16 protein-coding genes are annotated in these 19,133 nt (G+C 63.9%); 6 read left to right on the top strand and 10 right to left on the bottom strand.

Features of this window, described 5'->3' with window-relative positions; translation table 11 throughout:
• Positions 1-188: 188 nt before the first annotated feature.
• Positions 189-1,541 (bottom strand): malonyl-CoA decarboxylase, encoded by a 1,353-nt coding sequence (locus AB7531_RS09040; protein WP_063981433.1) that lies wholly within the window; start codon positions 1,539-1,541, stop codon positions 189-191.
• A gap of 268 nt (positions 1,542-1,809) precedes the next feature.
• Positions 1,810-2,616, bottom strand: a complete 807-nt coding sequence (locus AB7531_RS09045) for an AraC family transcriptional regulator (protein ID WP_371497412.1) — start codon at positions 2,614-2,616, stop codon at positions 1,810-1,812.
• 51 nt (positions 2,617-2,667) lie between these two features.
• Between AB7531_RS09045 and AB7531_RS09050 the strand changes: the two genes are divergently transcribed.
• A complete protein-coding gene (locus tag AB7531_RS09050) occupies positions 2,668-3,840 on the top strand; it encodes an MFS transporter (RefSeq protein ID WP_063981434.1) in 1,173 nt (390 codons plus the stop codon).
• A 280-nt stretch (positions 3,841-4,120) separates the two neighbouring features.
• Here AB7531_RS09050 and AB7531_RS09055 read toward each other — a convergent pair whose 3' ends face one another.
• Positions 4,121-7,279 carry an efflux RND transporter permease subunit gene (locus AB7531_RS09055; RefSeq protein ID WP_283017519.1) on the bottom strand — a complete coding sequence of 1,053 codons (3,159 nt, stop codon included), beginning with the start codon at positions 7,277-7,279 and terminating at the stop codon, positions 4,121-4,123.
• 13 nt (positions 7,280-7,292) lie between these two features.
• On the bottom strand, positions 7,293-8,486 hold the full coding sequence (locus AB7531_RS09060; protein WP_063981436.1) for an efflux RND transporter periplasmic adaptor subunit: 1,194 nt from the start codon (positions 8,484-8,486) through the stop codon (positions 7,293-7,295).
• Between the two features lie 240 nt (positions 8,487-8,726).
• Between AB7531_RS09060 and AB7531_RS09065 the strand changes: the two genes are divergently transcribed.
• Together AB7531_RS09065 and AB7531_RS09070 are read left to right on the top strand one after the other, a co-directional pair.
• Positions 8,727-9,518, top strand: a complete 792-nt coding sequence (locus tag AB7531_RS09065) for an ABC transporter substrate-binding protein (RefSeq protein WP_283017518.1) — start codon at positions 8,727-8,729, stop codon at positions 9,516-9,518.
• Between the two features lie 13 nt (positions 9,519-9,531).
• On the top strand, positions 9,532-10,050 hold the full coding sequence (locus tag AB7531_RS09070) for a GNAT family N-acetyltransferase (RefSeq protein WP_063981438.1): 519 nt from the start codon (positions 9,532-9,534) through the stop codon (positions 10,048-10,050).
• Positions 10,051-10,089: 39 nt separating this feature from the next.
• Here the strand turns inward: AB7531_RS09070 and AB7531_RS09075 are convergent, their stop codons facing one another.
• Both AB7531_RS09075 and AB7531_RS09080 read right to left on the bottom strand, forming a co-directional pair.
• A complete protein-coding gene (locus AB7531_RS09075; RefSeq protein WP_063981439.1) occupies positions 10,090-11,265 on the bottom strand; it encodes a beta-propeller fold lactonase family protein in 1,176 nt (391 codons plus the stop codon).
• A gap of 282 nt (positions 11,266-11,547) precedes the next feature.
• On the bottom strand, positions 11,548-11,727 hold the full coding sequence (locus AB7531_RS09080) for a hypothetical protein (protein WP_245328664.1): 180 nt from the start codon (positions 11,725-11,727) through the stop codon (positions 11,548-11,550).
• 3 nt (positions 11,728-11,730) lie between these two features.
• Here AB7531_RS09080 and AB7531_RS09085 point away from each other — a divergent pair, with 3 nt between their 5' ends.
• Genes AB7531_RS09085 through AB7531_RS09095 form a run of 3 tightly spaced genes read left to right on the top strand, consistent with a single transcriptional unit; the run spans position 11,731 to position 14,634 of the window.
• The gene (locus tag AB7531_RS09085) at positions 11,731-11,874 is read left to right on the top strand and encodes a hypothetical protein (protein WP_256376497.1); all 144 of its coding nucleotides are present in this window, start codon (positions 11,731-11,733) and stop codon (positions 11,872-11,874) included.
• Positions 11,817-13,274: a phospholipase C gene (locus AB7531_RS09090; RefSeq protein WP_256376469.1), complete on the top strand. Its 1,458-nt coding sequence runs from the start codon at positions 11,817-11,819 to the stop codon at positions 13,272-13,274. Before AB7531_RS09085 ends, AB7531_RS09090 begins: the two co-directional genes overlap by 58 nt.
• 16 nt (positions 13,275-13,290) lie before the next feature.
• The gene (locus tag AB7531_RS09095) at positions 13,291-14,634 is read left to right on the top strand and encodes a cytochrome-c peroxidase (protein WP_063981440.1); all 1,344 of its coding nucleotides are present in this window, start codon (positions 13,291-13,293) and stop codon (positions 14,632-14,634) included.
• Positions 14,635-14,747: 113 nt separating this feature from the next.
• Here the strand turns inward: AB7531_RS09095 and AB7531_RS09100 are convergent, their stop codons facing one another.
• From AB7531_RS09100 to AB7531_RS09115, 4 genes are all read right to left on the bottom strand, one after another.
• A complete protein-coding gene (locus AB7531_RS09100) occupies positions 14,748-15,530 on the bottom strand; it encodes a hypothetical protein (protein WP_063981441.1) in 783 nt (260 codons plus the stop codon).
• Between the two features lie 319 nt (positions 15,531-15,849).
• A complete protein-coding gene (locus AB7531_RS09105) occupies positions 15,850-16,923 on the bottom strand; it encodes a hypothetical protein (protein ID WP_063981442.1) in 1,074 nt (357 codons plus the stop codon).
• Between the two features lie 102 nt (positions 16,924-17,025).
• The gene (locus AB7531_RS09110) at positions 17,026-18,537 is read right to left on the bottom strand and encodes a flavin-containing monooxygenase (protein ID WP_441279934.1); all 1,512 of its coding nucleotides are present in this window, start codon (positions 18,535-18,537) and stop codon (positions 17,026-17,028) included.
• Between the two features lie 88 nt (positions 18,538-18,625).
• The gene (locus AB7531_RS09115) at positions 18,626-19,075 is read right to left on the bottom strand and encodes a cupin domain-containing protein (RefSeq protein WP_063981444.1); all 450 of its coding nucleotides are present in this window, start codon (positions 19,073-19,075) and stop codon (positions 18,626-18,628) included.
• Between the last annotated feature and the right edge of the window lie 58 nt (positions 19,076-19,133).

A 19,133-nucleotide genomic window follows, 5' to 3' on the forward strand; every position in this document is an offset into this window, starting at 1 on the left:
GGAACTGATGAAACGGATAGCGCCTGGGATAGCGGTATGTCCAGTAGCCGCCGCGCTCCGCTGTCATGCCCCGCGCAGGCGGGGCATCCAGTACGCCGCGGCGGATGTGGTCAGAGCGAGTTTCTCCAACGCCGGCCTCTGGAATACTGGATCGTCCGCCTTCGCGGACGATGACACCGCAATTGTCCCTACGACAGCCGCATGTCCAGCAGCCTGCGCCCCTCGCCCTTCAGCAGCTTCTTCACCGCGCTCGACGCCACGACCTCGCCGTCATTGGCGTAGGCTTCGTGGTTCTTCTCGATGTCGTCGAGGCGGTAGAGGTAGTTGACCATCACGCCGGCGGACTCGCGCGCGCCTTTCGGCGAGAGGTCGCCGAGCCAGTTGATGCGCTCGAGCCGTGCGCCGTTGCCGAGATGGAAGCGGGCGACGGAATCGATCAGCTTGCCCTTCGGCGTGCGCGCTTTCAGGAAGTAATAGGCCGCGAGCGGCTCGATCACGGTGCGGAGCAGCGTCGTCGTCTCGGGGTTCTCGAACCATTTGGGATCGTCGAGGCGCTTCAGCACCTCGCGGTCCTCGTCCGAGAGCGGCAGGTCCCTGTCCTGCTTCACCCATTGCATGAAGCCCGGCACCGGCGACAGCGTCACGAAGGTGTCGAGTTTTGGCGTCTCGCGGCGCAGCTCTTCGACCACCTGTTTGATCAGGAAGCTGCCGAAGGAGATGCCGCCAAGCCCGCGCTGGGTGTTGGAGATCGAATAGAACACCGCGGTGCGCGCACGCTCGATCGGCAGATGCTGGCGGTCGACCGCCAGCAGCGGCGCGATCGCACCGGGGATCGTCTCGGTCAGCGCCACCTCGACGAAGATCAGGGGCTCGTCAACCATGGCGGGATGGAAGAAGGCGTAGCAGCGCCGGTCGACCGGATCGATGCGGCGGCGCAGGTCGTCCCAGTCGCTGATCTCGTGCACGGCTTCGTAACGGATGATCTTTTCGAGGATGTTGGCCGGGGTCGACCAGTCAATCCGGCGCAGCACGAGAAACCCCCTGTTGAACCACGACGAGAGAAGGTGCGAGACGTCGCGATCGAGCGCGGCGAGATCGGTGTGACCGTTCATCATGCCGAGCAGATCGGCGCGCATGTTGACGAGATCGCCGGTGCCGCCCGGCGCGCGGTTGAGGCGGCGGATCAGCTCCTGCCGGCGCGGCTCGGAGGCGAAATGCAGCGAGCTCGCGTCTTCGTCACTGGGACTGGCGCGCCATTTTTCGATCGCCTTGGACAGGCGTTCGCGATCGGGGCCGAAATCGCGCACCAGGGCTTCGAAGAAGGCGCGGCGTCCTGCCGCATCCAACTCCTGGTAGATGTCGAGCACCTCACGCGCCATGGCGGTGCCCGAAGCTTCGCCACGACCGGACAGCAGCGCACCGCAGAGCTCGATCAGCCCGTCGGCATCGTGCTTGGCGTCGGCGGAATCCCCGCGGCGCAGCAGCGTGCGGCCGCGATCGGAGATGGTGGCGAGCAGGTCTGAGAAGAAGGCGTTGGCCATCTGGTCGTTTCGATTCCGGTTTGTGCGCTGCGGAAGCTTACACGGGATTTAGGCGGAAGCCGATCACAATCAAGCAGGGGAATTTTGTATCTTTCGTGGTGCCATGCGCCACCAGGAAAGCTGTCATGCCCCGCGAGGCCGAGAGTGCCACCAAAGCTGTCATGCCCCGGCTTGACCGGGGCATCCAGTACGCCGCGGCCTCTCGGCTCAATCACGGCCGTCTCTGGAATACTGGGTCGCCCGGTCAAGCCGGGCGACGACACCGTGACTATTTCCCCGCAAACTCCGTCGGCGTCCGCCCAGTCACCTGACGGAATGCTGCCGAAAACGCCGGCACGCTGGCATAGCCGAGCTGGGTGGCGAGCTGCTTCACCGACACATTGGGGTCGGTCGACAGCCGCTGGATCGCTGCCGCAACCCTTGCGCGCTGGCACCAGCTCTTGAAGCTCAATTGCGTCTCGGTCGAAAACAGCCGCGACAACGTACGCGCGGAGGTTCCGACCTCACGCGCCAGCGTGTCGATGTCGTGCAGGCCGGTGGGATCGTCGAGCACGATCATCGCGGCGCGCCGGCAGCGCGGCTCATGCGGCAGCGGCACGAAGGTCGCGGAATCCTCCGCCTGGTGCAATTCCAGCATCACCAGGCGGACCAGCAGCTCGGTGCGCTCCTCGGTGTTGCGCGCGTCGAACAGCGCGAGGATCGCCTGGTTGAGCAGCGGCGATACCCGCACCACGAATTCCTTGGTCAGCCCCTCATAGCGTTGTTCGCGCTTGAGCCAGGGCAGGTCGAAATACAGCGTGCGCATCTCGATGTCGGCGAGCAGGTCGAGGGCATGCTCGAGCCCGGCCGGCACCCAGACGGCGCGGTCCGGCGGCACCAGCCAGCGCCCCGCGGGCGTCGTCACCTGCATCGTGCCCTTGGCGGCATAGATCAGCTGCGCCTCGCGGTGCATGTGCAGATCGATCCGCATGCCCTTGGGATAGTCGCGGGCGACGAGGTGCACACCCGCTGGCGAGCGATGGTTGCTCCGGACCTCCCGCAGGATTGGCGTTTCCAAGACAGTCATTGGCAGCATCCCGTCATGGCTCCGACATATAACCCATTTCGGAGCAGGAGAGGATTCGGAATGAATAGTCCCAGCCGGGTGATCAGTTTCGTCAACGCAGGCCATTTCATCGACCATTATGCGATGCTGATTTTCGCCGCCGCCGTGATCATCATGGGGCCGGCGCTCGGCATGGCCTATTCGGAACTTCTGCCCTATGCGACGCCGGGCTTCGTCGCCTTCGGCGCCGGCTCGCTGCTCACCGGCTGGCTCGGGGACCGCTGGAGCCGCCGCCACATGATGCTGATCTTCTTCGTCGGCATCGGTGCTTCCATGATCTCGGTCGGCTTCGTGCAGACCCCGGCACAGCTCGGCGCGGCGCTGTTCGCGATCGGCATTTTTGCCTCGATCTATCACCCCGTCGGCACCGCGATGATCGTGTCCTATGCCGACCGGCTCGGCCGCGAGATGGGGATCAACGGCGTCTGGGGCAATCTCGGCGTTGCCTCCTCCGCGCTGGTGACCGGCGTGATCGGCCAGTATCTCGGCTGGCGTTTTGCCTTCATCGTGCCCGGTGTCGTCACCATCCTGATCGGCATCGCCTTTGCGATGATGGTCGTGCATGAGGACCGCAAGGGCTCGAAGCAGGCGGCAGCTCAAGCGCGCGTGGCGAAGAAAGACATGTGGCGCGTGATCCTGTCGCTGCTGATCGTCGTGATCGCGATCTCGACGACGTTCAACGCGGTTACCGTCGCGCTGCCGAAGCTGTTTGCCGAGCGGCTCGCGGATTTGACAAAAAGCCCGGCGCTGCTCGGCGTCATCGCGGCCTGCGTCTACGTGTTCGGCGCGATGACCCAGTACACGATCGGCCGGCTGCTCGACCGCTACTCGCTGAAGACGGTGGCGCTGCCGCTGTCCTTCATGCTGGCGCCGTTCCTGTATCTCGCCGCGAACCTGTCCAATCTGCCGCTGATCCTGGTCTCGATCGGCATCGTCATGGGCGCGTTCGGGCAGGTCACGGTGAACGATGCCATGGTCGGCAAATACACCAGCGAGGAATGGCGCTCGCGCGCCTATGCCGTGCGCTATTTCATCGGCTTCACCGCCGCGGGCGCCTCCGTCGGCCTGGTCGCCTGGCTCTATGAGCAGGGCGGCTTCGTCACCATGCTGCACGCCTTCGCTGCCCTGTGCCTGCTCGCGATCGCCGCCGCGATCATCCTGCCGCGCGAGATCAGGACGCCGCAGCCGGCGTGAGGGATTGCCGAGAGACGGGCGCCTCTCGCCCCATCGTCATTGCGAGCGTAGCGAAGCAATCCAGAATCTTTCCGCGGAGGGACTCTGGATTGCTTCGCTGCGCTCGCAATGACGGGGGATGGACCGGCGCATCGTGCACCCCGCCCACAATGCCATTCTGCCGGTGTTTTGCCCGACGGGTCAAAGCACCGGAACGCTCAAATGCCATCAACGCCGTTCTACTGTGCATGGGGTTGTTTTCGACTTTTTTGTTTGTCGGCAGCCCGCCTCCGCGGAAAAACTACGGTTTCACCTCGGCCGCCGTCTTTGCCTTCGGCGCCTTCTTCGACGTGCGCCAGTTCTCGAAGCGCTGCACCACCACGAAGAAGGCCGGCACGAACAGCACCGCAAGGCAGGTCGAGGCCAGCATGCCCGAGAACACGGTGATGCCGATCGACTTGCGCGCGCTGGCGCCGGCGCCGGTCGCGATCACCAGCGGCACCACGCCGAGGATGAAGGCGAACGACGTCATCAGGATCGGCCGGAAGCGGGCGCGCGCCGCCTCGATCGCGGATTCCAGCACCGGCTTGCCGTCGCGGTTATGCAGCTCGAGCCCGACCTCGACGATCAGGATCGCGTTCTTGGCCGACAGCGCGATCAGCAGGATCAGGCCGATCTGGCAATAGAGGTTGTTGTCGATCTTCAAGGCGTTGAGGACGAGCATGGGCCCGATCAGCGATAGCGGCACCGCGAGGATCACCGAGATCGGCGCGTACCAGCTCTCGTACTGGCCGGCGAGCACGAGATAGACCAGCAGCATGGCAAGGCCAAACACCCAGTAGATCTGGTTCGAGACGGCCTTCTCCTGATAGGACATCGCGGTCCACTCATAGCCCGTGCCCGGCGGCAGCGTCTTGTCCGCGATCTCCTCCATCAGCTTCAGCGACTGGCCGGACGAGTAGCCCTGCGCCGGCAGGCCGACGATGGTCGAGGAAGGGTAGAGGTTGTAGAGGCTGATCAGCGACGGACCGGTGGCCGGCGTGATCGTGGCGACGGTGCCGATCGGGATCATGTCGCCGTTCGAGTTGCGTACCTGCATGTTGGCGATGTCGCGCTCGGTGACGCGGAATGCCGGATCGGCCTGGGTATAGACCTGGAACACGCGTCCGAACTTGTTGAACTGATTGACGTAGGACGAGCCGAGATAGGTCGACAGCGCCGCGAACACCTGATCGGTGGTGACGTGCAGCGTCTGGGTCTTGATGCGGTCGATCTCGACGTTGAACTGCGGCACCGACGAGCGGAACGAAGACGATACGCGCTGCAGCGCGCTCTGGCTCTGGGCGTTGGAAACCATCGCGCCGGTGATGGCCTGGAGCTTTGCAAAATCGCTGTTGCCGTCGCGCAGCTCGACCTGCATCGAGAAGCCGGCCGCGTTGCCGATGCCCTGGATCGGCGGCGGCGGCAACACCAGGGTGCGTGCCTCCATGATGGTCGCGAGCTTGTCGTTCAGCCCGTAGACCAGCGAACGCAGATCTTCGCCGGGCCCTTTGCGCGCCGACCAGTCCTTCAGGATGATGTAGGCGACGCCGGCATTGGCGAGGCTGGCGCTGTTGTCGAGCGCGGAGATGCCGGCGATGGTGATGACCTGCTGGACACCAGGCGTGTCCTTGATCAGCTCGCTCGCTCTGTCGAGCACCGTCTGGGTCCGCTCCAGCGCGGCGCCGTCGGGCAGTTGCACGGCGGCGATCAAATAGCCCTGGTCCTCGATCGGCAGGAAGCCGGTCGGCACCCGCGACAGGCCGTAGCCGCCGATCCCGATCAGCACCAGTGCGAATGCGACCGAGATCGTGCTGTTCCTGCACAGCACGCCGATGAGGCGCGTGTAGCCCCGCTCGACACGGTTATAGACGGCGTTGAAGCCGCGGTAGAAGAAGTTGCGCTGCTCCGGCGGCACCGTGGGCCGCAGCCAGAGCGCGCATTGCGTCGGCTTCAGCGTGGCCGCGTTGATGGCGGATAGCAGCGCGGTCGCCGCGATCACCAGCGCGAATTGCGAATAGATGCGCCCGGTGAGGCCGGCGAGGAACGAGGCCGGCAGGAACACCGAGATCAGCACCAGGGTGATGCCGACGATCGGCGCGAACAGCTGGTCCATTGCCCTGATCGCGGCGTCGTGGCCGTTCATGCCCTGCTCGATGTTGTGCGCGGCGCCTTCGACCACGACGATGGCATCGTCGACGACGATGCCGATCGCGAGCACGATCGCGAACAGCGTCGACATGTTGATGGTGAAGCCGAGCGCCGCCATCGCCGCGAACGCGCCGATGATGGTGACGGGCACGGTGGTCGCCGGCACCAGCATTGCGCGCCAGTCCTGCAAGAACACCAGGATCACGACCAGCACCAGCAGGCCGGCCTCGATCAGCGTCATGTAGACCTCGTGCACCGAGGCTTCGACGAATTTGGTGGTGTCGAACGGCGTGTCGTATTTGATGCCTTCGGGGAATCGCTTTGCAAGCTCCGCCATCTTCTTCTCGACGGCCTGCTCGACCTGGAGCGCGTTGGCGCCCGGCGACTGGAACACGCCGATGCCGGTGGCCGGCTGATTGTTCAGCGAGAAGATCTGGCTGTAGGTCTGCGCGCCCAATTCGACCCAGCCGACGTCGCGCACGCGCGTGACGTCGCCACTGGTGCCGGTCTTGACGATGATGTTCTCGAACTGGGTGGTGTCGTCGAGCCGGCCGTTGACGTTGAGCGTGTACTGGAACGCCTGTCCCGGCGGCGTCGGCGGCGCGCCGACCTGGCCGGCCGAGACCTGCTGGCTCTGCTGCTGGATCGCCGTGACGACGTCCGACGGCATCAGTCCGCGGACCTGGAGCTTGTTCGGATCGAGCCACACCCGCATCGAATACTGGCCGGCGCCGAACACCGTGACGTTGCCGACGCCGGGCAGGCGCGAAAGCTCGTCGCGGATGTTGATGGTGGCGTAGTTGCTCAGATAAAGGCTGTCGAACGTCTTGTCCGGCGAGGTCAGCGTCACGAACAGCAGGATCGAGGTCGACTTCTTCTGGACGGTGACGCCCTGGTTCTGCACGGAGGATGGCAGTTGCGACAGCGCGCTGGAGACGCGGTTCTGCACCAGCACCTGTGCGAAGTTGAGGTCGGTGCCGATCTTGAAGGTCACGGTCAGCGTATAGGTGCCGTCGGAGCCGCTGTAGGACTGCATGTAGAGCATGTCCTCGACGCCGTTGACCTGCTGCTCGATCGGCAGCGCGACGGTGTCGATCACGGTCTTGGCGCTGGCGCCCGGATAGCGCGTGGTGACCTGCACCGTCGGCGGCACCACGTCGGGATATTGCGCGACCGCGAGGTTGAACAGCGCGACGCCGCCGATCAGGATCATCAGAAGCGCGATGACGTTCGAGAGGACCGGCCGCTCGATGAAGAATTTCGAGATCATGGCTGGCGCCCCCTCACTTGGCAGACGCCTGCGGCTGCTCGATCTTCGTCAGTTGCGGATCGATCTTCTGACCCGGGATCACGCGCAGCAGCCCCGCGATCACCACGCGGTCGTCCGGCTTCAAGCCGCTTTCGATCACGCGCAGGCCGTTGTCGACCTGACCGATCTGCACCTTGCGCTGCTCGACAATGTTGTCGCTATTGACCACCAGGAGATAGCGGCCGCCCTGGTCGCTGCCGAGCGCGGTGTCGGGGACGAGGAGGGCGTTCTTGTCCTGGTCGAAGGGCACCCGGACCCGGACGAAATAGCCGGGCAGCAGCGCTCGCTTGTCGTTGGGCAAGACGCCGCGTACCGCGAGCGTGCCCGTTGATGTATTGAGGGTCGGCGAGACGTAGTCGAGGTGGCCTTCATGCGGATAGCCGGTCTCGGTCTGGAGGCCCACCTGGATCGGCAACTGTTTGAGGTCGGCCACGGTCAGCCCGCGACGGGCCGCTTCGGCGCGGATGCGAAGGACGTCCTGCTCACTGACCGTGAAGTTCACCCAGATCGGATCCAGCGCGACGATGGTTGCGAGCTGGGTCGGGGAGGAGACGCCGACGAGCTCGCCGATCGAGACCAGGTGCGCGCTGACGATGCCGTCGAACGGCGCGCTCACCTTGGTGTAGCCGTAATTGACCTCGGCGAGCCTCGTATTGACCTGGGCCTGCTGGAGACTGGCCTGGGCGTTGTCGCGGGTGGATGTCGAGGTGTCGAGCGTCGCCTGCGAGACAGCCTGGCGCTGCACGAGGTCGACCTGCCGCTTGAAATCGGCCTCGGCCTGCTTGAGCGTGGCCTGCGCACCGACCTCGGCCGCCTGCGCCTGCTCGAGCTTGAGCTTGTAGGTCTCAGGCTCGATTAAGAAAAGCTGGGTGCCCTGCTTGACGAAGCTGCCGTCCTGATAGTCGATCGATTGCAGGAAGCCCTGCACGCGCGCCACCAGATCGACGCTCTTGACCGGCGCGGTGTTGCCGGTGGCTTCGACATAGCGCGTCACGGCCCGCTGTACCGGCGTGGCGACGTCCACCTTCGGCGGCGGCGGCGCCACGAACGTGTTCTTGTCCTCGCAGCCGGCGAGCGCCACCACGGCCGCCGCGGCAACGAGTGCCCGCCCGACATGTCTCCACGCTCCGTTCCGTTGTGCGAGATCAGCGGGATTCGCGCAGGTCATTCGGTGGCCCCCGATTATTGTCTGTCGGTGTGGCAGGCTACCAACAAATGCCCGGCCGTGGAACACCATAGCCATGGCGGTCACCAGCCTTACACTGTAAACGGCGCAGTGGCCTTTGACAGGTTTGTCATGGCAAACCGCTCTTCATCGGGTGCATGATCGACCAGAATTGTGTCAAAGACCGAGTGACGGAAACGAAACGGTCGAGAAGCAGAGAAGAAAAGGTGAGGAGAACATGACATGCCCACGTCGCTCCAGGCGGCCCTTGCCGGCCTCGTTTTCGCAGCGGCAGTCGCCATGCCCGCGCTAGCCGATGGCCTGAAGGACGAGATCGCGCCGACCGGCAAGCTGCGGGTCGCGATCGCGATCAGCCCGGCGGGCGGCGCGTTCTGGTCGACCAAGACCGAAGCCGGCTATGCCGGCGTGCCGGTCGACCTCGGCAAGGAGATGGCCGGCCAGCTCGGCGTACCCGTCGAATATGTCGTGCACCAGAATTCCGGGCAGATCACCGACGCGGCGTCGAAGGGGACCTGGGACGTCACCTGGCTGCCAAAAGATCCCGAGCGCGAGACCAAAATGATGTTCGGCCCGATCTACGAGGTCGCGGATGCCACCTACATCGTCAAGCCCGGCTCAGCCATCACCAACTTCGCCAGCCTCGATCAACCCGGCATCAAGGTCGCGGCCGTCAACGCCACCACGACCATGCGCGGCGCGATCGCGCATCTGAAGAATGCGAAAGCCACGGGCTATCAGACCTATGACGAGATCTTCGGCCTCCTGAAGAGCGGCGAGATCGACGCCTTCGCGCTGTCGCGCGACCAGCTCAACAAGATGGCGCAGAAGATCCCGGGCACGAAGGTGCTGGACGAGACCTTCAAGAAAACGGTGACGGCGGTGGCCGTGCCGCTCGGTCACAGCCAAGCGCTGGCGTTCGTCACCAAGTTCATGAACGAGGCGGTGACGAACGGCGCCTTGCGCAAGGCCTATGACAACAATGGCCTGAAGGACACGCCGATCCGGACGGAGTAGCGGCAGCGGCTCCATGGCAAGCGAGATTCAGATCCGCGCTTTCTTGCTGGCCGATGCGGCCGCCGTGCGCGAGCTGTTCATCCAGGTCAATCGCCTGTTGGCGCCGGTGCATTTGGCGGAGGCGTTTGAAGGATACATCACCCGCTCCCTCGCGGAGGAGATAGATCGTCTCGCCGATTATTATTCGGGTCGGAGCGGCGGTTTCTGGGTCGCCGTCGATGACGATGAAATCGTCGGCATGTTTGGACTGGAGGCCTCTGGCGAACGCGCGATGGAGTTACGGCGCATGTACGTTGCTCCCGGCGCGCGGCGCCGGGGTATCGCGCGAAAGATGCTGGCGTTTGCGGAAGAGGAGTGCCGCCGCCGCAATCGTCCGCAATTGCAGCTGAGCACGTCCGAGCTTCAGCAGGATGCGCTGGCGCTGTATCGAAACGCAGGATACGAGAAGGTGCGCGAGGAGATCGCCGATGCCGCCAGCAACAAGACATTGGGCGGCGGCATTCGTCGCTACCATTTCACCAAGCGGCTCTGACGGCCATTCCAGGCTCTTCGCCTGCTGTTACGACTGGCCTCACGGCTCCGCGGTGCGAATGCCTGCGGGGCTCACCTGCAGCTTGAGTGTGGACGTCCTGGTCAGCGCCTTGCCGTCGAACGAGAACGCGATCAGCTCGTTCTCGACCATGCACTGCGCCACGACATGTTTTGAGTCCTTTGACCACACCATGCCCTGACACCAATGGCCGATCTTGGCCTCCGCCACCGGCGTGAGGTCGGTGCCCGAGATCTTGTAGACTTTGAGCAGGCCGAAATCGTTGAAGAAGGGCGAGGCCGATGGCTTGTTCGAGCCGTTCATGACGGTGACGGCGACATGGCTGCCGTCCGGCGACATCTTCACGGCCTCAGGTGTCTGTCCAACGGTAACCGTCGTGACGACGCGGATCGGCTTGGCGGTCATGTCGATCAGACTGATCGTGTCACTGTCGCCGCTGCTGGCACCGACATTGCCGACGACGGCCACCGCGCTGCCGGTGAGGTCGATGTCGTAGGGGCGGATGCCGGCGGAGAGGTCGCGCTTGGTGTATTCGACCTTGGTCCCGTCCACGCTCAGAAGCGAGATCTTGCTGTCGCCGTCGCGGGTGACCAGCGCGGTGGCTCCGTCGCGGGAGAACACTACATGGCTGGGGCCGGACTTGGCATCGCCGAGTTGAATCTTCCCGCCTGCGGTCAGCGTATTGCCGCTGATCGCGAAGACCGAGACGGTGCCTTCGCTGCGGTTGGCAACCAGCGCCAGCGTGCCGGCACGGTTGATCGAGACGCCGGCGGCGCCTGGGCCGGCCTGCAATGTCGCGAGCACCTTTGGCGGGGTGGATTTGAGGTCGATCACCGAGAGCTTGTCGTCGGGGACCGTCTTGGTCGTGTCCGCGGGATCGAGCTTCATCGCACCCGTGACCAGCGCAAGCGAGCCGTCCGGCGCAATCGCGACGCTCGGCGGCGGCCCGACTACGCTGGCGGGTGCCGGGACCTCGCCCAAAAGCTTCAGCGCGCCATCGGCGAGATCGATGACGCTGACCGTGTCCGGCAGCGGCTGCTTGCGCACCACGGCATTGCCGTTCTCCAGCATCATCTTGCCGTCATTGGCGGTGACGACGATCTCGGCATGAGCGGCGAAATTTGCAAAGCCGGCAAAGGACGTTGCGACCAGAGCCGACGCGACATCGCGCGTGCGCCTGTGAACAGCGGCTTTCATGTTTCCCCCTGAGACTTTGTTCTTGTCCGGCAAAGCTAAATGCAACCGGGGGCATTGCGCAACAATCTGAACGCGATCATTTTTGCCTTCGCCCTTGGAATAAAACGGCAAGACGCGCTTCGGTACGGCCGAAGCGGGTGGCTGCATAAAAAATTATGCCTCGACCACTGCGCAAAGTGTCTCGTGCGTCAAACTGACACGGCTCTGTCACTCGCGATGTTTAGAACATTTCTGATCGTAAACATCCTCATTTCCGGGGCGTCAAAAAAAATGAAATCGAGACTACTGACGACGGCTGCGATTGTCGCGGCCGCGAGCGCGCTCGCGTGCACTCTTCCCGTCCTTGCGGACGACTTCGGCCGTGACCGCGATCACGGGCATGATCAAGGTCGCGACAACGATCACGACCGTGATCATCACCGTCATCCGCATGACATCCACACCGAGACGCCGATCAAGCATCTCGTGATCATCTTCAACGAGAACCGCTCGTTCGATCATTACTTCGCGACCTATCCGAGGCGGCCAATCCGTCGGGCTCGATCCCCTTCGTGCCGAAGCCGCATACGCCGAAGGTCAACAATCTCGCCAACGCGCATTTGCTGGTGAACAATCCGAACAACAGCGCGGCCAACGGCACCGGCGCGACGGATCCGTTCCGCCTCGACCGCACTCAGGCCAACACGCGCTCGCAGAACCACTCCTACACGCCCGAGCAACAGGCCGTGGACAACGGCAAGGAAGACCTGTTTCCGAAATTCACCGGCCGCGGCACCGCCGGCGGCGCCGGTGCGTTCGGCACCAACGGTCAGGTCATGGGCTATTTCGACGGCAACACCACCACCGCCTTCTGGAACTACGCCCAGCACTTCGCCATGAGCGACAATGCCTGGACCGACACTTTCGGTCCGTCGACGCAGGGCGCGCTCGCGGTGATTTCCGGCCAGACCAATGGCGCGCAGAACATCGTCGGCACCTCGGCGTCGATCGCCGACGGCCAGGGCGGCCTGACGCTGATCGGCGACACCGACCCGGCCTACGATTCCTGCTCGAGCACGAGCAGCACCGTGCTGATGACAGGCAAGAACATCGGCGACCTGCTCAACGACGAGCGCATCAGCTGGGGCAGCTTCATGGGCGGCTTTGACCTGACGCTCAAGAATGCCAACGGCACCACCGGCTGCGCGCGCACCACGTTCTCCAGCAACGTGAACGGCACGATCGTGGACTACAGCCCGCACCACGCCTGGTTCCAGTACTACAAGTCGACCGCCAACCCGACCCATGCGCGGCCGAGTTCGGTCGATGCGATCGGCCACACCTACGAGAAGGGCGGCAAGACCGTCGATCCGGCCAACCACGCCTACGACCTCGAGGACTTCTACGCCGCCGTGAAGGCCGGCAATTTCCCGGCCGTCTCCTACATCAAGATGTCGGCCTACCAGGACGGTCACGCCGGCAACTCCGATCCGCTCGACGAGCAGGTCGGCAATGTCGAGCTGATCAACTTCCTCCAGAAGCAGCCGGAGTGGCGCGAAACCGCGGTCATCATCACCTATGACGACTCCGACGGCTGGTACGACCACCAGTACGTTGCGCCGAAGACCGCCTCTTACGATCCGACCGCCGATCAGGTCAACGGTCCGGGCCTGTGCGGCCTCGGCCCGCAGAAGCAGCCGGCACCGAAGGGTCTCTCCGGCAAGCCGGTGAACGGCCGCTGCGGTCCCGGCACGCGCATTCCGTTCATCGTGGTCTCGCCCTACGCCAGGACCAACCACGTGAGCAGCACCTACATCTCGCAGGCGTCCGTGGTGCGGTTCATCGAGGACAACTGGCTGCGCGGCCAGCGTATCGGTGGCGGCTCGTTCGACGCCAGCTCCGGCTCGATCATGGACCTGTTCGACTTCGATCAGGATCACAGCCATGACTACCGGACCGACGCGCTGTTCCTCGATCCGACCTCCGGCACGGCGATCACCAGCCCGCCGGACGAGCACCACCACCACTAGTCCAACGGGACGCTTGATGAACAGCCGCACCATGTGGCTCCTCGGCGCCGGCCTGCTTTGTCTGGCCGGCGCCGTCTTTGCGGCCGGGACGCAGGGACTTGCGGAGACGAGCCAGCTCGGCGCGAACCCGAATCCGGTTCGCCCCATGCGCCCGCCCGTCGCGCCATTGTCCGCGATGGCGCAGCTCGGCAAGGAGATCTTCTACGACGCCTCTCTGTCGTCGTCCGGCGCGCTGTCCTGCGCATCCTGCCACAGCCCGGATCACGCCTACGGCCCGCCCAACGACGGGCCGGTGATGCTCGGCGGCGCCGCCCTGTCGCGGCAAGGCGCGCGCGCGGTGCCGTCGCTGACCTATCTCGATCGCCACCCCAATTTCAGCATCGGCCCCGACAAGGGCGACGACGACAACGTCATCGATCTCGCGCAGATGGCTGCAATCGGCCAGCAGGCTGCGCGGACGACGAAGACGGCCGGCGGCAGCGGCGCATCGGCGAACATCGTGCCGCAAGGCGGCCTGTTCTGGGACGGCCGCGCCGACACGCTCCAGGACCAGGCGCTGTTCCCGCTGCTCGACCCCAACGAGATGGACGGCGGCAGTGCCGAGATCGTCGCGGACAAGCTGCGCCGTGCGCCTTACGCCAATCGCTTCGTCGAGCTGTTCGGCGCCGGCGTGCTCGGAAATCAGCGACTCCTGATCGCGGAGGCGATGTTCGCGGTTGCGCGCTATCAGGTGGAGGAAGTCAGCTTCCATCCCTACACCAGCAAGTACGACTACTGGCTCGAGGGCAAGGCGCGGCTGTCCGAAAGCGAGCTGCGCGGCCTGCAGATGTTCAACGACCCCGACAAGGCCAATTGCGCCGGCTGTCACACCTCGGCGCCGACCCGCGACGGCCTGCCGCCGCTGTTCACCGACCACCAATACGAGGCGCTCGGCGCGCCGCGCAATGCCGCGCTCGCCGGCAACCGCGATCCCAACCATTTCGATCTCGGCGTCTGCGGCCCGCAGCGCACCGACATTCCCGAGCAGACGCAATATTGCGGCATGTTCCTGACGCCGACGCTGCGCAACACGGCGACGCGCCACGCCTTCTTCCATAACGGCGTCTTCAGTACCCTCGAGCAGGTCCTGGATTTCTACAATTTTCGCGACACCAATCCGGAAAAGGTTTTTCCGCGCGGCGCCGACGGCGCGGTGCGGAAATACGACGACCTGCCGCAAAAATATCATGCCAATGTCGACGTCACCGATCCGCCCTTCGATCGCCACCCCGGCGACAAGCCGGCAATGACGGAGCAGGACGAAGCCGACATCATCGCGTTTCTGAAGACACTGACGGACGGCTACAAGCCGGAGAATTAGAGTGCCGACGAATTAGAGTGTCGACGCATGATTCCGGGATGCGGATGCGGCGAAAAAGTCAGTCATCGCCTGCATGAACACTCCTGCCGCCGTGTCGGATCGCGTGGCCGTATTCAAAAGAACTCAAGCGAAGGAAAGTGATTGACCAGTCTGTCCCAGAGCGAGGACGGCGGCCGTGGCTGCCTTTTGGCATCCTGGAGGGACAGGCACCGCGGTGCCAGTCTCATTCCATAATAGAGGTTCGCTCCAGAGAGGCTCTGACCGCCCTGTATGCTGACAGTCGGATCGAAATTATTCCTTATCAAGTCCGTCGTTTGCTCCACGGAGCCTGCCGCTGAATTGTCATAGGCCGCGACGTATTTCGTCGACGCCTTGAGAACCCGCTGTCCCTGGCAAACGTATTCCCCGTTTTCCAGATAACGTTTCACTTCCCGATCGCAGGACTCGCGGCGGAACAGCTCCTCCGCGATGATTGATAGATCTTCAAGTGAGATTTCCAACACCTGAACGTCATCAAGCTCGAGCTTTACAGCTTCTGCCAATTTTGCATCGGTATGTGACTGAATCGAACGCACGACTTTTGAGTCGAGCGAATACTGTGTCTTTCGTAGCTCCGAAGTGACCTGGGTCGCTGAAGATGAAGTACGAGTGACGCCGACCAGCCGATCCGGCGAGACTTCGCACAGCATGTCGTAATCCTGGCCGTTCGGAGAGACATGATAGATGGAGCCTGGAGCGCGCAGGAGGACCGGTGGCGTTATCGGGTGAAAGCCGATAGCGGTGATTGCTTCGTTGAGCTTATTTGGGGGCGTGCGTAGATGTATCGCGGCCACGGATGCCAGTGGTGCGATGCTCACGATCGCGACTAATGCCCCCCACTTGACCAATGGGCGCATTGGAATTCTCCGCCGATTATCCGCAACAATAGTGTCCGCAGGGGCGCGCGCACGCGTTGGCCGAATCTGCAGGAACAGTCGTCGTGAGTGCGGCGAGAGTGAAAACAAAAAGCAGTGCTGCGAACTTCATGGCCTGTCCTCCTATGGATTGACAGATGTTCGCTCGGCTTGACGTCCGGAAACCCGCAACGCTTTGGCGCCGGGACGCGAGACATCTCCTTGCAAAACTACGCCCGGCATGGGGTCGCTGATATGAACTAGCTCACACTCTATCTATAATTGTGCTGAGTCTCGCGGGGCGTCGCCCTTCTGTATGTCCTCAGCGCCCCTTGATCTCCGAATATTTCACCATCGCGCGCTCGAACTTGCGGTTGAACAGCCACATCGCAGCGAGGATCTCCCGGAAGCTGGCCGAGTTGCGCGCCCGGTCGGCCTGTCCAAACGCGAAGATGCTGTTGTTGCGCAGGTGCTTCATAATCGTTGGACTGGACACCCTGTAATTCAGGAGATCGCCGGACTTGAGCGCGGACCGCGTCGGGGTCGGCACGATCTGGATCAGCTCGAACAGCTTCATCTGGTCGATCGGGTCGGGCAGTGTCTTCACGATTCCCGGAATCTCCGGGAAGACCTCCGCATGCGCGTTCATCAGGCCGTCGCGCACGTTGGTCCAGTGGTTGAAGCGATAGTCCGTGCCGCGGGCGCGCGCCTCTTCCTTGTCGTCGCGGGCGCTCAATTCGGGGTCGGCCGCCGCGATGTCTCCCTTGATGGCCTCCCATTTTCTGCGGCCGTTGCGGTCCTCGGACGGGCCGGTCTGGAAGCTGCCCATATAGGTGTTCGAGCGCCCGTTGCGGACATTCTGCTTGCCGTTGGTCTCGGCGAAGAACAGCCCGAGGCTGATCCGGCCCGCAGCTTCGGCGTGAGCCGGTGCAAGCCCCTTGGCGCGCGCGATCGCTGTGGCGAGATCGACGACGTCCTTGAACGGCGTCGCCGAGTTCTGCGCGCCCGCGGGCGGCGCCTCCATGACGTCGAACAGCTTTGAATATTCGTCGATCAGCGGCTCGATGTCGGCGTCGAAATAGGCCGGTGGTATCTCGAACTTGTTGGGCTTGCCGATCCGCGACGGCATGGCGTCGGTGAGATCCTTGTAAGCACTGATGACAGCGACGCGCGCCAGATAGAGCGCCTGTCCCGGCAGGTTCGGCAGCGGTTCCTTCGCCTCGATGTGTCGGCGCCGCTCGGCAAGGATGGATTTGAAATCGCCGAGCGCGCGATCATAGGTGGCGAGCGCCTCCGATTGCTTCGCGTTAGGCGTTTGTGCGTGGCTGACTGTGAACGTCGTGAGGATCAGCCCAAGCACCGCCAGGGCTATGGCGGCGTGACATCGTCGTCCCATGGCCGGTTCCCATGTGCCGGAGATTCGTCGGTCACGGGATCGTAAACATCAAACGCGCGGACTGGCGAGTTGCAAATCACGCACAGTCCGGGTTCTCCGACCTTACGCTGTGGCCTGGTACTCCGGCGCCGTCGCCAGGAACTTCGCATAGGCATCCGCATCCGGCGGCTGGAAGTGTCCGGCGAGCCCGCCGCGTTTCTGGTTCTTGGCGCCGATATCGGCCATGAGCTCGTCGAAATGGCGATAGTGATAGGGCGCGACGCAGAGGCCGCCATAGACGCCGGCGGCCGGCCGTTCGACCCGCTTGAAGTGCAGCATCATCTCGACATTGTCGCGCATCGCTTGCGCCGTCGGCTGGTTCGCGAGCTGTCCGTCGGCATAGCGCACCAGCCAGTTCGCCGCCAGATCAGCACAGAGAACGGTGCAGAACGACGAGTTGAAGCCGACGAAGCCCATCTCCGGCAGATCAGGGTTGGCGATCAGGCGGTAGAGCCGGTACTGCCCGTCCGCATCGACAAGTTTCTGCCGATAGGCCTCGGGCAGGAACGGCACGCCGAGCTTGTAGCCGATCGCGAGCACGGCGACGTCGGTCGCGACGCGCTCGCCGCCGCTCATCACGATGCTGTCGCCTTCATAGTGGTCGAAGCTGCCGAACACCGCCTTGATGCGGCCGTCGGCGACCATCGGGTAGAAGTCCGGCGTTGCGATCGGCACCGAGCAGTTGACGCCGTCCTCGATCCGCTCCTTCGGCACCATCTTGCACCGGTTCAGCTTGAGCTGCGCCTTCAGCAGGCTCTCCAGCCCGCGCCAGTTCGCCCAGATCAGCGGCGCGGCGATGCGGTGCGCGAGCCGTGCCATGGAGCTCGCGCCCCAGCCCGGAAACATCTCCTCCTGCGCGCGGATGTAAAGGATGCGCTTGAAGTTCACGAGCCCGCCGATGAAATAGGGAATGCGCCACACCGGCTCGCGCATCACGATGGTGACTTCGCGCGCGCCCGATTTCACCGCGTTCACGGCGATGTCGGTCGCCGACTTCGAGCCGCCGAGCACGACGACGCGCCGCCCTTTCGCCAGCGTCGGATCGCTGTATGTCGACGAATGCAGGATCTGGCCGCCCTGCGCCAGAAAGCCGTCCTCGCCCGGGCAATGCAGCTCGCGCGGCTCGTTGAACTGCCCGGTGCAGACCGCGACGAAATCGAAATTCTCGTTCGTGGTCGCGCCGTCCTTGCCTGATAGCGTGAGCGTCCAGCCCGGTTTGCCATCGGCGCGGCGCTCCATGCCGGCGACCCCAGTGTTGAGGCGCAGCATGTGATCGAGGCCAAAGTTTTTCGCATAGTCGCAGAGATAGGCATGGACCTGCGGCCCGGTGGGCCATTCCGGATAACTGTCCGGCATGGCGCGATCGGTGTAGCGGTAGAGCTCCTTCGGGCTCTGGGTCTGCACGTCAGGATAGGAGCGGGCCGGCTCCCAGACGCCGCCGAGATCGGCACTGCGCTCGACGATGGTGACGCGGTGGCCGTGGCTGGAGAACGCCTTTGCGGCGGCGAGGCCTGAGACGCCGGCGCCGATCACGCAGACATGCTTGGGGCTGACCATGGGATTCCTCGCGATCAATGTGTTTCGGGCGCAAGCGGCCACGTTCGGCCGCGATGCGCGGCCGGCGGACCTGCAAGCAGATGAAAGTGGACGGGGAGGCCGCTGCCTAGTCGTTGGCCTCGGGCGGCAGGAAGTCGACCTCGTGCAGCGCCGAGATGCGCACGACCTCGGCGGGGTCGGTCAGATTGTGGAGCTGGTTGAACAGCGCCTCCAGCTTCTGCATCGGCGAGACCCAGAACAGCGCGCGGCACGGCTTGTCGGACTTGTTGAAATAGCCGTGCGGTATGCCGCGCGGCATGCGCACCAGATCCCCGGCATGGGCCTTGACCCATTGGCCGTCGAGCTTGAGGTCGAGCGTGCCTTCCTGCACCAGGATGAACTCGTCCTGGGTCGGATGGATGTGCACCGGCACGAACTGGCCGGGCTCGCTGTTGGTCTCGAACGCGAAGGTGGAATCTGTGACGGCCTTGGGAAAATAGACCTGACCAAGGATGTTCCAGCTCTTGCCACCATAGCCCGTGCCAACAGCGGTTATGCCCTTTTCGAGTGCAGTCATGGCTCGCTCCTCATGGATTCCGGCGAGGATGGAGCTTCGACCCGTCGACGGTCGGTGT

The organism is Bradyrhizobium sp. 63_E2_N1_3 (assembly GCF_052076005.1).
In the GTDB taxonomy this organism is placed as follows: Bacteria; Pseudomonadota; Alphaproteobacteria; order Rhizobiales; family Xanthobacteraceae; genus Bradyrhizobium; species Bradyrhizobium barranii.

Excerpts from the sequence above, each read along its gene's own strand:
- AB7531_RS09095 (WP_063981440.1), top strand. The coding sequence starts at position 13,291 with ATGAACAGCCGCACCATGTGGCTCCTCGGCGCCGGCCTGCTTTGTCTG.
- AB7531_RS09065 (WP_283017518.1), top strand. The coding sequence starts at position 8,727 with ATGCCCACGTCGCTCCAGGCGGCCCTTGCCGGCCTCGTTTTCGCAGCG.
- AB7531_RS09105 (WP_063981442.1), bottom strand. The coding sequence starts at position 16,923 with ATGGGACGACGATGTCACGCCGCCATAGCCCTGGCGGTGCTTGGGCTG.
- AB7531_RS09100 (WP_063981441.1), bottom strand. The coding sequence starts at position 15,530 with ATGCGCCCATTGGTCAAGTGGGGGGCATTAGTCGCGATCGTGAGCATC.
- AB7531_RS09070 (WP_063981438.1), top strand. The coding sequence starts at position 9,532 with ATGGCAAGCGAGATTCAGATCCGCGCTTTCTTGCTGGCCGATGCGGCC.
- AB7531_RS09075 (WP_063981439.1), bottom strand. The coding sequence starts at position 11,265 with ATGAAAGCCGCTGTTCACAGGCGCACGCGCGATGTCGCGTCGGCTCTG.
- AB7531_RS09060 (WP_063981436.1), bottom strand. The coding sequence starts at position 8,486 with ATGACCTGCGCGAATCCCGCTGATCTCGCACAACGGAACGGAGCGTGG.
- AB7531_RS09080 (WP_245328664.1), bottom strand. The coding sequence starts at position 11,727 with ATGCTTGATCGGCGTCTCGGTGTGGATGTCATGCGGATGACGGTGATG.
- AB7531_RS09040 (WP_063981433.1), bottom strand. The coding sequence starts at position 1,541 with ATGGCCAACGCCTTCTTCTCAGACCTGCTCGCCACCATCTCCGATCGC.
- AB7531_RS09115 (WP_063981444.1), bottom strand. The coding sequence starts at position 19,075 with ATGACTGCACTCGAAAAGGGCATAACCGCTGTTGGCACGGGCTATGGT.
- AB7531_RS09050 (WP_063981434.1), top strand. The coding sequence starts at position 2,668 with ATGAATAGTCCCAGCCGGGTGATCAGTTTCGTCAACGCAGGCCATTTC.
- AB7531_RS09045 (WP_371497412.1), bottom strand. The coding sequence starts at position 2,616 with ATGCTGCCAATGACTGTCTTGGAAACGCCAATCCTGCGGGAGGTCCGG.
- AB7531_RS09055 (WP_283017519.1), bottom strand. The coding sequence starts at position 7,279 with ATGATCTCGAAATTCTTCATCGAGCGGCCGGTCCTCTCGAACGTCATC.